At 63.0% G+C, this 12,556-nt stretch carries 13 protein-coding genes; 9 read left to right on the top strand and 4 right to left on the bottom strand.

Annotation, left to right across the window (positions count from 1 at the left end):
- The first annotated feature begins 103 nt into the window (after positions 1 to 103).
- Both malX and QOL81_RS16595 read left to right on the top strand, forming a co-directional pair.
- Positions 104 to 1,723, top strand: a complete 1,620-nt coding sequence (gene malX, locus QOL81_RS16600) for a maltose/glucose-specific PTS transporter subunit IIBC (protein WP_049201912.1) — start codon at positions 104 to 106, stop codon at positions 1,721 to 1,723.
- A complete protein-coding gene (locus QOL81_RS16595) occupies positions 1,716 to 2,897 on the top strand; it encodes a MalY/PatB family protein (protein ID WP_060419132.1) in 1,182 nt (393 codons plus the stop codon). Before malX ends, QOL81_RS16595 begins: the two co-directional genes overlap by 8 nt.
- Before the next feature lie 32 nt (positions 2,898 to 2,929).
- Here QOL81_RS16595 and QOL81_RS16590 read toward each other — a convergent pair whose 3' ends face one another.
- Together QOL81_RS16590 and QOL81_RS16585 are read right to left on the bottom strand one after the other, a co-directional pair.
- Positions 2,930 to 3,298: a hypothetical protein gene (locus tag QOL81_RS16590; protein ID WP_060419134.1), complete on the bottom strand. Its 369-nt coding sequence runs from the start codon at positions 3,296 to 3,298 to the stop codon at positions 2,930 to 2,932.
- Positions 3,295 to 3,891, bottom strand: coding sequence for an NUDIX hydrolase (locus QOL81_RS16585; RefSeq protein WP_060419136.1), 597 nt, complete (start codon positions 3,889 to 3,891; stop codon positions 3,295 to 3,297). Before QOL81_RS16585 ends, QOL81_RS16590 begins: the two co-directional genes overlap by 4 nt.
- Before the next feature lie 97 nt (positions 3,892 to 3,988).
- Here QOL81_RS16585 and QOL81_RS16580 point away from each other — a divergent pair, with 97 nt between their 5' ends.
- The 3 genes from QOL81_RS16580 (at position 3,989) to QOL81_RS16570 (ending at position 6,538) form a co-directional block, all read left to right on the top strand.
- The gene (locus QOL81_RS16580; RefSeq protein ID WP_049201919.1) at positions 3,989 to 4,744 is read left to right on the top strand and encodes a DeoR/GlpR family DNA-binding transcription regulator; all 756 of its coding nucleotides are present in this window, start codon (positions 3,989 to 3,991) and stop codon (positions 4,742 to 4,744) included.
- Between the two features lie 136 nt (positions 4,745 to 4,880).
- Positions 4,881 to 5,879, top strand: a complete 999-nt coding sequence (add, locus tag QOL81_RS16575) for an adenosine deaminase (RefSeq protein WP_016927887.1) — start codon at positions 4,881 to 4,883, stop codon at positions 5,877 to 5,879.
- Positions 5,880 to 5,992: 113 nt separating this feature from the next.
- The gene (locus QOL81_RS16570) at positions 5,993 to 6,538 is read left to right on the top strand and encodes an AAA family ATPase (RefSeq protein WP_070914928.1); all 546 of its coding nucleotides are present in this window, start codon (positions 5,993 to 5,995) and stop codon (positions 6,536 to 6,538) included.
- An 11-nt stretch (positions 6,539 to 6,549) separates the two neighbouring features.
- On the opposite strand, the gene QOL81_RS16565 is transcribed toward QOL81_RS16570, so the two are convergent.
- Both QOL81_RS16565 and QOL81_RS16560 read right to left on the bottom strand, forming a co-directional pair.
- Entirely contained in the window at positions 6,550 to 7,554 is a 1,005-nt protein-coding gene (locus QOL81_RS16565; protein WP_038873888.1) for a bile acid:sodium symporter family protein, read from the bottom strand.
- 74 nt (positions 7,555 to 7,628) lie between these two features.
- Positions 7,629 to 8,669, bottom strand: a complete 1,041-nt coding sequence (locus QOL81_RS16560; RefSeq protein WP_159317965.1) for an oxidoreductase — start codon at positions 8,667 to 8,669, stop codon at positions 7,629 to 7,631.
- Positions 8,670 to 8,900: 231 nt separating this feature from the next.
- Here QOL81_RS16560 and QOL81_RS16555 point away from each other — a divergent pair, with 231 nt between their 5' ends.
- From QOL81_RS16555 to rsxC, 4 genes are all read left to right on the top strand, one after another.
- The gene (locus QOL81_RS16555) at positions 8,901 to 9,341 is read left to right on the top strand and encodes a DUF2569 domain-containing protein (RefSeq protein WP_047567683.1); all 441 of its coding nucleotides are present in this window, start codon (positions 8,901 to 8,903) and stop codon (positions 9,339 to 9,341) included.
- Positions 9,342 to 9,476: 135 nt separating this feature from the next.
- Positions 9,477 to 10,058, top strand: coding sequence for an electron transport complex subunit RsxA (gene rsxA / locus QOL81_RS16550; RefSeq protein WP_004938443.1), 582 nt, complete (start codon positions 9,477 to 9,479; stop codon positions 10,056 to 10,058).
- Positions 10,058 to 10,630, top strand: a complete 573-nt coding sequence (gene rsxB / locus QOL81_RS16545; protein WP_004938428.1) for an electron transport complex subunit RsxB — start codon at positions 10,058 to 10,060, stop codon at positions 10,628 to 10,630. Before rsxA ends, rsxB begins: the two co-directional genes overlap by 1 nt.
- On the top strand, positions 10,623 to 12,556 hold a 1,934-nt coding region (rsxC, locus tag QOL81_RS16540; protein ID WP_283439933.1), incomplete at its 3' end, for an electron transport complex subunit RsxC. The genes rsxB and rsxC, both read left to right, overlap by 8 nt.

Here is a 12,556-nt window from a genome sequence, read left to right as displayed (position 1 = left end):
TTTGTGATTGGCGGCGCATTTTTGCTAGGTAAAACGTTTTATCTTCTTTTTACCTAATCAGAAGTCCCCTTTTTGCTCGTCTTTTCGCCAGGAGAAGTCGGTTATGTCAGCAGCCAACAAACCAAAAATCACCCTCTGGGAGTTCTTCCAGAGCCTGGGCAAAACCTTCATGTTGCCCGTCGCCTTGCTCTCTTTCTGCGGCATCATGCTGGGGATCGGCAGCTCGCTGAGCAGCCGCGACGTGATCACCCTGATGCCGTTTATCGGCCACCCGATCTTCCAGCTGATCTTTACCTGGATGAGCAAGGTCGGTTCCTTCGCCTTCAGCTTCCTGCCGGTGATGTTCGCCATCGCCATTCCGCTGGGCATGGCGCGCGAAAACAAGGGCGTCGCCGCCTTCTCCGGCTTCGTCGGCTTCGCCGTGCTGAATTTGGGCACCAATTTCTACCTGACCGCCGCCGGCGTGCTGCCCACCAGCGATCCGCTGGTGCTGAAAGCCAACAACATCCAGAACATTCTCGGCATTCAGTCGATCGATACCGGCATCCTCGGCGCGGTGATCGTCGGCATCATCGTCTATCGCCTGCATGAACGTTTCCACACCATCCGCCTGCCGGACGCGCTGGCGTTCTTCGGCGGCACGCGCTTCGTGCCGATCGTCACCACCGTGGTGCTGGGCCTGTGCGGCCTGGTGATCCCGCTGATCTGGCCGTGGTTCGCCGCCGGCATCACCGGGCTGGGCTGGGTGATCAACAGCGCCGGCGCCTTTGGCCCGATGCTGTTCGGCACCGGCGAACGCTTGCTGCTGCCGTTCGGCCTGCAGCACATACTGGTGGCGCTGATCCGCTTTACCGAGGCGGGCGGCACGATGGAAGTGTGCGGCCACAGCGTCAGCGGCGCCCTGACCATCTTCCAGGCGCAGCTCTCCTGCCCAACCACCACCGGCTTCGCCGAGAGCGCCACTCGCTTCCTTTCGCAGGGTAAAATGCCGGCGTTCCTCGGCGGGCTGCCGGGCGCGGCGCTGGCGATGTATCACTGCGCTAAACCTGAGAACCGCCATAAAATCAAAGGGCTGTTGATTTCCGGCGTGGTGGCCTGTGTGGTCGGCGGCACCACCGAGCCGATCGAGTTCCTGTTCCTGTTCGTCGCGCCGTTCCTCTACCTGATCCACGCGCTGCTCACCGGGTTGGGCTTTACCGTGATGGCGCTGCTGGGCGTGACCATCGGCAACACCGACGGCAATATCATCGACTTCGTGGTGTTCGGCATTCTGCACGGCACCGCCACCAAGTGGTATCTGGTGCCGGTGGTGGCCGCCGTCTGGTTTGTCGGCTATTACGCCATTTTCCGCTTCGCCATCCAGCGCTTTAACATCAAAACGCCGGGCCGCGAAAGCGACAGCGCCGTCAGCCAGAGCGCGCCGGCCGGCGCGGTGGGCAAATCCGGCTACAACGTGCCGGCGATTTTGGCGGCGCTCGGCGGCCCGGACAACATCATCACGCTGGACAACTGCATCACCCGCCTGCGCCTGTCGGTCAACGACATGAGCCGGGTGGACGACGCGGCGCTGAAGGCCAACCGCGCCATCGGCGTAGTGCATCTCAACGAGCATAATCTGCAGGTGGTGATCGGCCCACAGGTGCAATCGGTGAAGGATGAATTAGACTCACTGATAGCCACGGCGCAACCTGCCGCGGCGCTGCAGGGAGCCACCCATGTTTGATTTCGCCACCCCGATCGACCGCCACGGCACCTGGTGCACCCAGTGGGACTATATCGCCGATCGCTTCGGCAGCGCCGATCTGCTGCCGTTCACCATCTCCGATATGGATTTCGCCACCGCGCCGTGCATTCTCGAGGCGTTGCAGCAGCGCCTGCAGCACGGCGTGCTGGGCTACAGCCGCTGGCAGCACGAGGATTTTCTCGGCGCGCTGCGCCACTGGTATCAGCAACGTTTCAACGCCGCCATCGACACCGCAACGGCGGTGTACGGCCCTTCCGTTATCTACATGGCGGCGCAGCTGATCCGCCAATGGTCCGTACCGGGCGACTACGTGGTGACCCATACTCCGGCCTACGACGCCTTCTACAAGGTGATCCTCGCCAACCAGCGCCAGCTGTTGGCCTGCCCGCTGCAAAAAGCCGGCGACGACTGGCGCTGCGACATGGCGCACCTTGAGGCCTTGCTGGCGCGGCCGCAGACCAAGATCCTGCTGCTGTGCAGCCCGCATAACCCCACCGGCAAAGTGTGGCGCCGCGACGAGCTGCAGCAGATGGCCGAACTGTGCGAGCGCCACGACGTGCGCGTCATCAGCGATGAGATCCACATGGACATGGTCTGGGGGGAACACCGCCATACGCCGTGGAGCCAGGTGGCGACCGGCGGCTGGGCCCTGCTGACCTCCGGCTCCAAGAGTTTCAATATCCCGGCGCTGACCGGCGCCTACGGCTTCATCAGCGACGACGCCAGCCGCGAAGCCTACTTCCAGCAGCTCAAAGCCCGCGACGGCCTCTCCTCGCCGGCGGTGCTGGCGGTCGCCGCGCACGTGGCCGCCTATCGCCACGGAGAACCCTGGTTGGATTCCCTGCGCGACTATCTGCAGGATAATCTGACCTACGTCGCCGAGCGGTTGGAGCAGGCGTTTCCGGCGCTGGGCTGGCGCCCGCCGCAGGCCACCTACCTGGCCTGGATCGATCTGCGGCCGTTGGCCGTTGACGATCGGGCGCTGCAGCAGGTGCTGATCGAGCGCGAAAAGGTGGCGATCATGCCGGGCTTTACCTACGGCGAGGAAGGTCGCGGGTTCCTGCGCCTCAACGTCGGCTGCCCGCGCAGCAAGTTGGAGGCCGGCATGGACAAGCTGATCGCCGGATTGCGGTTGGTGCTGGGCGAGCAATAGCGCGAGGGGGCGAGCCTCTGCCCGCCCCTCGATTACCCCTGAACAGGCGGAATGTCCTCCAGGCGGCGATAGACCGTCAGGCCCCACTCGTTGGCCAACCGCACGTCGTTATCGGCTCCCGCAGACGCCCCTTCGATGCGATACACCGCCTGACACTGCGCAATCAGCCGATGCGCCACCGGGTAAAGAAACGCCTCACTCACCGCATCGCCAACCTGAGTGGAACCCGCCGCCGCCGCCAACGGCAGCGCCAGCCACTCGCCGATCACCGGCACGTGCCCCCGCTGGTAAACCGCCAGCGCCGCCTGTTCCAGGCGCGCCAGATTGGCGGCGATACGCTGCGGATCGCCATCGGTGCCGCTGCGATAGGGGCCGGCGATCAAGATTTGTTGGGCTTTCATCGTTCTTCCTCCAATGTCCGGTTCAAGGCGACAAACTGCAGCAGCATGATGGTCTTGGCGTCAACGATCGTGCCCTGGCGAACCGCCTGCAGGGCTTGCGCCAGCGGCAGCTCGAGCACCTCCAGATCTTCCCCCTCCGCCGCCACCCCGCCACCCTCGTTGATGCGGTCGCCCGCCTGATATTCGCCGACGAAAAAGTGCAGCTTCTCGGTGACCGAGCCTGGGCTCATGTAGGCTTCGAACACCTTTTCCACGCTCTGCACGAAATAGCCGGTTTCCTCTTCCGCTTCGGCGCGGATGCGCGCCTCCGGCGACGCGTTGTCCAGCAAACCGGCGGCGGCCTCAATCAACATGCCGTCATGGCCGTTGACGAACACCGGAAAACGGAACTGGCGCGTCAGGATCACCGTTTGCGCCTGCCGGTTGAACAGCAAAATCACCGCGCCATCGCCGCGATCGTAGGTCTCACGGCTTTGTCGCTGCCAAACGCCGTCGCGCCGCAGAAAATCAAAGGTGGTTTTTTTCAGTAGGTACCAGTCATCGGACAACACCCGGGTTTCGACAATGCGAACCCTGTCTTTGGTGGCTATCATCGGTTTACTCCGCCAGAGGAAGGAAATTGATACTATCGTGCAGTTTCGTGTATGATCAAGAAATTTCGTGCAACCCAAATTTGAGAGGAAAATGGCCATGTTGACCAGCCAGCGCAAGAAGATCATCCTGGAAAAACTGGCCCAGGACGGCCAGGTGTTGGCCAAGCAGCTCAGCGAAATGTTTGGGTTGTCAGAAGATACTGTCCGGCGCGATCTGCGCGAACTGGACGCCGAGGGGTTGCTGCAGCGGGTACATGGCGGCGCCCTGCCGGTTTCCTCTGCCATTGCCAGCTTCGCCGAGCGCAATCAGTTGGAATCCGGCGCCAAACGCGCGATCGCCAAAGCCGCAGCGGCGCTGATCGCCCCCGGCCAGGTAGTGATTATCGACGGTGGCACCACCTCTGCAGAACTGGTCCGGCAGCTGCCGCTCAACCTGAACGCCACCATCGTCACCCACAGCCCCAGCGTCGCCGTGGGCCTGGTCGATCACCCCACGGTGGAGGTGATCCTGATCGGCGGCCGGCTGTACAAGCATTCGATCGTCAGCGTCGGCGCCGCCGCGGTGGAGGCGATGTCGCATATTCGCGCCGATCTCTATTTTATGGGCGTGACCGGCGTGCACCCCACTGCAGGGCTGAGCACCGGCGATCTGGAAGAGGCCTACATCAAGCGGGCGCTGGCGGCCCGCGCGGCGGAAACCGTGGTGCTGGCTTCCGCCGCCAAGCTTAACGCCGCCTCGCAGTATGCGATCGGTGACATTACGCTGGCGCATACCATCATCGTTGAACGCGCCACCGACGACGCATTGATCGCGCCGTTGCAGCAGGCGGGCGTCAGCGTGTTGAAAGCCTGATTCACGACAATAATGCGATACACCTCGCATTATTTGTGATGCAAGTCACTTTTTTATGCAACGAGATGGCAAGTTTCATTCATTTGTTTTTATACTGTTCTGCACTTTACCTACGATAAACTAGCGAGTGCCCAGCATGATCGATCCCCGCCTACCGCTTACCGACATTCACCGCCATCTTGACGGCAACATCCGCGCGCAGACCATTCTCGACCTCGGTCGCCAGTTCAATCTCGCCCTGCCGGCCAACGATTTGGAGAGCCTGCGCCCGCACGTGCAGATCACCCACGCCGAACCGGATCTGGTCAGCTTCCTGCAGAAACTGGACTGGGGCGTAGCGGTGCTGGGCGATCTGGACGCCTGCCGCCGCGTGGCCTACGAAAACGTCGAAGACGCCGCCAACGCCGGCCTGCACTACGCCGAGCTGCGTTTTTCCCCTTACTACATGGCGATGAAGCACCAGCTGCCGGTCGCCGGCGTGGTGGAAGCGGTGATCGACGGGATCCGTTCGGGCTGCCGCGATCGCGACATCGACATTCGCCTGATCGGCATCATGAGCCGCACCTTCGGCGAGGCCGCCTGTCTGCAGGAACTGGAAGGATTGCTGGCGCACCGCGACGGCATTACCGCGCTGGATTTGGCGGGCGATGAGCTGGGCTTCCCCGGCAGCCTGTTCCTCAGCCACTTCAACCGCGCCCGCGACGCCGGCCTGCGCATCACCGTGCACGCGGGCGAAGCCGCCGGCCCGGAAAGCATCTGGCAGGCGATCCGCGAACTGGGCGCCGAGCGTATCGGCCACGGGGTGAAAGCGGTCGAAGATCCGGCGCTGATGGACTTCCTGGCGGAACACGGCATCGGCATCGAATCCTGCCTGACCTCCAACATCCAGACCAGCACCGTGCCTTCGCTGGCGCAGCATCCGCTGGCCACCTTCCTGCGCCACGGCGTGCTGGCATCGATCAACACCGACGATCCGGCGGTTCAGGGCATCGAGATCGAGCACGAATACCGCGTCGCCGCGCCGCAGGCCGGGCTGACGCCGGAGGAAATCCGCACCGCACAGGAAAACGGCCTGAAGCTGGCCTTCCTCAGCGAGCAGGAAAAACAGGCGCTGCGCGCCAAAGTTCAGGGTTAAATCTCCCCAAGGCGCCAAGCGGCGCCTTCTTCTCACCCCCCCCCATTTTCTTCCGCCTGCTCGTCTTTATCGCTGTTTTCACCCATAGCTCTGCCGCAAGAGAGGAATTCCGTATGTCTGACAAACTACGCCGCATCGTGCTGACCGGCGGCCCGGGTTCGGGCAAAAGCACGCTCATCGACGTTCTTCATCGCCGAGGTTACCCGCATTCGCAGGAGGCGGGCCGGGCGATTATTCAGGATCAGGTGGGTATTGGCGGCAATGCGCTGCCATGGGGCGATCGCCAGGCTTTCGCCGAGCGGATGCTGGATTGGGAGCTGCGCTCATGGCGAGAAGCGACGGGCGCAACATGCTGGTTCTTCGATCGCGGCCTGCCGGATATCGCCGGTTACCTGACGCTGTGCGGGTTGCCGATCCCCGCCCCCTTAACCGCGGCGATCGGCGCTTTTCGCTATGCCGATACGGTGTTCATCGCCCCGCCGTGGCAAGCGATCTACGCGCAGGACAGCGAGAGAAAACAATCTTTCGCCGAAGCCGAGCAGACCTACCAAGCGATGCTGGCCGTCTACCGCCGATCGGGTTATCGGCTGCAGGAACTGCCGCGCGCCTCACCCGACGAGCGCGCCGACTTTCTGCTCGACGCGCTGGGCCGCCGTTAGCGGCCTGTGCTTTATTTGGCCACCAGCGCCTCCGCCTCGGCCCGCTGTTTGGCGGTTTTACGCGCATAGCGCTGCGCCAGCACCGCGCACACCATCAGTTGCACCTGGTGGAAAATCATCAGCGGCAGCACCATGGCGCCCACCGCTGCAGCCGGGAACAGCACGTTGGCCATCGGGATGCCGTTCGCCAGGCTCTTTTTCGAGCCGCAGAAAACGATGGTGATCTCATCGGCGGTATTGAAGCCCAGCCAGCGCGCCGCATAGGTGTTGATCACCAATACCACCGTCAGCAGCACCAGCGACATCACCAGGATGGTCAGCAGCGACCAGCCGTCGATACGGTGCCAAATCCCTTCCACCACCGCCGCGCTGAACGCGGTGTACACCACCAGCAGGATCGACGAGCGGTCGGTCAGGTTGATCAGCTTGCGATGGCGATCGACCCACTTGCCGATCAGCGGCCGCGCCAGATGGCCAACCACGAACGGCACCATCAGCTGCAGAATGATTGAACCGATGGCGTGCAGCACGTCGGTGTTGCCGCCCTGGGTATGCATCAACGCCCCCACCAGCAGCGGCGACAGGAACACGCCGAGAATGCTCGACGCCGAGGCGCTGCAGATCGCCGCCGCCACGTTGCCGCCCGCCGCCGAGGTAAAGGCGATGGCCGATTGCACCGTGGCCGGCAGCGCGCACAGGTAGAGGAAGCCGAGATAGACCGTCGGCGTCATAATGCCCGGCACCAGCAGGTTCATCGCCAGCCCAAGCAGCGGGAACAGCGCAAAGGTACTGAGGAACACCAGCAGATGCAGCTTCCAGTGGCTCATGCCGGCGACGATCGCCTCGCGCGACAGCTTGGCGCCGTGCATAAAGAACAGCAGCGCGATGGCGGCGGTGGTCAGGTGTTCAAAGAAGGTTTTCCAGATGCCTTCGCAGGGGAACAGCGAGGCGACGATCACCACCAAAATCAGAACCAGCAAAAATTTATCAATGCGCAAACGCTGCAACCAGGACATGAAACGGATTTCCTTGCACGTAAAGTCGTAAAAAGGCCCGACGTTGCGCCGGGCCACTGGAGAAACGGGCGGTATCAGGCCACCGGCAGCGCCTGCTGCAGCCGGGCCGACTCCAACCCCAGTTCGATCAATGCCATCACCGCAATGGCGTCGGCGGCCGGCACCGGGTTTTCGCCTGTGCCGGCGATCGCGTCGCGCACCGCGGCGTAATAGGCCGGGTAATTGCCGGGAATGTTGAGCAGCGGTTGCTCCGCCAGCAGATCGCCACGTGACAGCGTCACTACGCCGTCGCGCATGTCATAGCCCCAGTCGGCCTGCGGCAGGCGCTCGCCGGCCTTCAGCCGGTCTTCCTGCGGGTCCAGGCCGTATTTGATATAGCTACCGCGGGTGCCGTGCACCACGTAGCGCGGGCTCTCCGCCGCCGCCAGCATGCTGGCGTGCAGCACCACGCGACGATTGCCATAACTCAGCAGCGCGTGGAAATAGTCCACCGCCTGCGCCCCCGGCCGCAGCTCCCCCAAATCGACGAACAGCCGGTCGGGCTTGCCGAATAACTGCAGCGCCTGATCGAGCAGATGCGGCCCTAAATCGTACCAGATTCCGCTGCCGACGCCGCCTTGTTCGCGCCAACGCTGGCGCACCTGCGGCCGGTAGCGATCGAAATGCGACTCGAAATAGACCACCTCACCCAGCGCGCCCTCATTCAGCAGCGCTTTCAGGGTAAGGAAGTCGCTGTCCCAGCGGCGGTTGTGAAATACCGACAGCAGCAAACCGCTCTGCTGCGCCTGTTGTTGCAGCGCCTGCGCTTGTGACAATGTCACGGTAAACGGTTTATCCACCACCACGTGCTTGCCGGCGGCCAGCGCCTGCTGCGCCAGCGGGAAATGGGTATCGTTGGGGGTAGGAATCACGATCAGATCGAGGGCCGGATCGGCGAACAGCGCCTGCGCATCGCCCACCACCGCCATCGACGGCCAGTCGGCGTGCACTTTGCCGGCATCGCTGCTGGCGACGGCGGCCAGCTCGAGCCCCGGCGTACCGGCGATCAGCGGCGCATGAAAGGTTTTGCCGGCGTAGCCGTAACCGACCAGCCCAACACGAATTTTTTCAGCCATGGGATTTCCTCTTGCAGGCTCACGACAGACCTTTCGATTTGACACCATGCGGCCGGATGGAACAAGAAGTAAATGAGATGTTAATTTGAAGCAGGCTCAATACGGCGTCGAGTAGCCAAACGTGCTGCCACGCGCCGCGATGCCGAGCTATCCGGTTGATAGAGATGACGAAGCCGGTATTACCCGCTAAGCTATGCCGCCTGTGATCCCCGTTTCAATCAGGAAGCCTTTATGTCTCAAGCTGAATACTCTCGTATCGGCGGTTGGTTGCTGGCCCCGATGGCCTATCTGATCGTCACCCTGCTCAGCGCCAGCCTGATGCTGCTCCTGTACGCCATGGCGATCTTTATGCCCGAGTCGCGCGACTACCTGCTGACCAACGCCCAGGCGTTTACCCTGCAATGGTACTTTTCGGTGCTGACCACGCTCTTGATGTGGTGCTTCACCCTGTGGCTGCTGTGGCTGTTTTGCCAGCGCTCGCAGCGCTTCCCCAAGCTGTTCTTGCTGTGGCTGCTGATCACGGTGATCCTGGCGGTGAAAGCCTTCGCCTTCGCGCCGGTGCCGGATGAAGTGGCGGTGCGCAGCCTCGGCTGGCCGCTGCTGATGGCGGCGTTGCTGGTGCCTTACATCAAGCGCTCGCAGCGGGTCAAAGGGACCTTTACCGAACGTTAAAGGCGCTTGCAGCACGTTTTATTGGGTGATTTGTGTAAATTTTCACCAAAAAAGGCAATACCCCTGCGATTCATATGTTGTCGTCCGGCCGCCGATTCCCGATAATAGGCGGCTTTTATTTTTTTAGGCATCGCAATGACCGAATACCTGCTCCTGTTTGTCGGCACCGTACTGGTGAACAACTTCGTTCTGGTGAAGTTTCTTGGCCTGTGCCCGTTCCTCGGCGTTTCCAAGAAGCTGGAAAGCGCCATCGGCATGGGAATGGCCACCACCTTCGTCATGACGCTGGCCTCCGTCAGCGCCTGGGTGATCAACACCTTTATTCTGGTTCCGCTGGATCTGGTGTATCTGCGCACGCTCTCCTTCATTCTGGTGATCGCCGTCGTCGTGCAGTTCACCGAGATGGTGGTGCGCAAAACCAGCCCGGCGCTCTACCGCCTGCTGGGCATCTTCCTGCCGTTGATCACCACCAACTGCGCGGTGCTGGGCGTAGCGTTGCTTAACGTCAACCTCGGCTACAACTTCCTGCAGTCCGCCGTTTACGGCTTTAGCGCCGCCGCCGGCTTCTCGCTGGTCATGGTGCTGTTCGCCGCCATTCGCGAACGCCTGGCGGTCGCCGACGTGCCGGCGCCGTTCCGCGGCTCCTCGATCGCGCTGATCACCGCCGGGCTGATGTCGCTGGCCTTTATGGGCTTTACCGGGCTGGTGAAATTCTAATGACTGCGTTGTGGATAGCTATCGCGGCTTTAAGCGCGCTCGGGCTGCTGTTCGGACTGGTGCTGGGCTATGCCGCGCGCCGTTTTGAGGTGGAAGAGGATCCGGTCGCCGAGCAGGTCGACGCGATCCTGCCGCAGAGCCAGTGCGGCCAGTGCGGCTACCCCGGTTGCCGCCCCTACGCCGAGGCGGTGGCCAACGGCGAGATGATCAACAAATGCGCGCCGGGTGGCGAACAGGTGATGCTGAAGCTGGCGGAGCTGCTCAACGTCGAGCCGCAGCCGCTGGGCAGCGAAGCCGCCGCCGAGCCGGAGCGTAAAGTGGCCTATATCGACGAGGCCAACTGTATCGGCTGCACCAAGTGCATTCAGGCCTGCCCGGTGGACGCCATCGTCGGCGCCACCCGCGCCATGCACACCGTCATCACCGACCTCTGCACCGGCTGCGATCTGTGCGTCGCCCCTTGCCCTACCGACTGTATTGAAATGAGACCGGTCGCCACCACCACTGCCAACTGGAAGTGGGACATGAAGACGATCCCGGTGCAAGTGATCCACGTGGAGCAACATGCTTAATCTGTTCGCCGCCTTTAAAAAAGACCGGATCTGGGATTTCGACGGCGGGATCCATCCACCGGAAATGAAAACGCAGTCCAGCGGTGCGCCGCTGCGTGTCGCTCCCCTGCCCAAGACCTTTATCATTCCGCTGCAGCAGCATCTGGGGCCGGAAGGCGAGCTGTGCGTCAACGCCGGCGATCGGGTGTTGAAAGGCCAGCCGCTGACCGTCGGCCGTGGCCGCACCGTGCCGGTACACGCCCCAACCTCGGGCACCGTCAGCGCCATCACGCCGCACATCACCGCTCACCCTTCCGGGCTGACGGAACTGTGCGTGATTATCGAGGCGGACGGGGAAGACCGCTGGTGCGAGCGCGATCCGGTGGCGGACTACCGCCAGGCGCCCGCCGCAGAGCTGATTCAACGTATTCATCAGGCCGGCATCGCCGGTCTGGGCGGCGCCGGTTTCCCGACCGCCAGCAAACTGCAGGGCGGCATGAGCGGCGTGGAAACGCTGATCCTCAACGCCGCCGAGTGCGAGCCTTACATTACCGCCGACGACCGCCTGATGCAGGAACATGCCGACCAGATCATCGAAGGCACGCAGATCCTGCAACACATTCTGCAGCCCAAGGTCACGCTGATCGGCATCGAAGACAATAAACCGGAGGCGATCGCGGCGCTGAAGCAGGCGCTGCGCGGCCAGTCCGGCATTGGGCTGCGCGTTATCCCCACCAAATACCCGTCCGGCGGCGCCAAGCAGTTGACCAAGATCCTGACCGGCAAGGAAGTGCCGCACGGCAAGCACTCCTCCGCCATCGGCGTGCTGATGCAGAACGTCGGCACCGCCTTCGCCATCAAACGAGCAATCGTCGACGGCGAACCGCTGATTGAGCGCGTGGTGACCCTGACCGGCGAGGCTATCGAGCGCCCGGGCAACCTGTGGGCGCGCATCGGCACGCCGGTGCAGCACCTGCTCGACTTCGCCGGTTTCCGCCCGCAGGCGCAGCAGATGGTAGTCATGGGCGGCCCGCTGATGGGCTTCACCCTGCCCGCGCTGAATGTACCGATCGTCAAGATCAGCAACTGCATTCTGGCGCCGACGGTCGATGAAATGACGCCGCAGGAGCCGGAGCAGTCCTGCATCCGCTGCGGCCTGTGCGTAGACGCTTGCCCTGCTGGGCTGCTGCCGCAGCAGCTGTACTGGTTCAGCCGCGGACAAGAACACGACAAGGCGCGCAACCATAACCTGTTCGACTGCATCGAATGCGGCGCCTGCGCGTTCGTCTGCCCCAGCAACATCCCGCTGGTGCAGTACTACCGTCAGGAAAAGGCCGAGATCAAGGCTATCGATCTGGAGGCAGCGCGCACCGCCGAGGCCAAGGCGCGTTACGAAGCCAAACTGGCCCGTCTGGAGCGCGAGAAGCTGGCGCGCGAAGAGCGGCACAAAAAAGCCGCCGTCAAACTGACCGACGACGATCAGGGCGCGGTGCAGGCCGCGTTGGCGCGCGTACGCAGCAAAAATGCCGAAGCGGCGGTCACGCCGGTCGACGGCCAGCAGCCGGATAACAGCGAGATGATCGCCGCCCGCGAAGCGCGTAAAGCGCAGGCGCGCGAACGCCGAGCCCAGTTGGATGCCGAAGCAGAGCAAGCCTCACCGGCCGTTTCCGGCGACGACGCGCGCAAAGCCGCCGTGGCCGCAGCGCTGGCCCGTGTGAAAGCACGCAAAGAAGCGCCGGCCGCAGATGGCAATGCTCCTGCCGTAACAGAGGACGATCCGCGTAAGGCGGCGGTCGCTGCCGCCCTGGCGCGCGTCAAAGCCAAAAAAGCAGAGCAGCAGGCGGACGCTCCTGCTCCAGCGGAAACGACGCCAGCAACCGCCGAGGAAGACCCGCGCAAGGCCGCGGTCGCTGCCGCTCTGGCGCGTGTAAAGGCCAAGAAAGCGGC

This window comes from Serratia sp. CC22-02, assembly GCF_900182895.1.
Classification (GTDB): Bacteria; Pseudomonadota; Gammaproteobacteria; order Enterobacterales; family Enterobacteriaceae; genus Serratia; species Serratia nevei.
The sequence above is the reverse complement of the archived record's forward strand: the minus strand, read 5'-3'. Positions and strand labels throughout refer to the sequence as shown.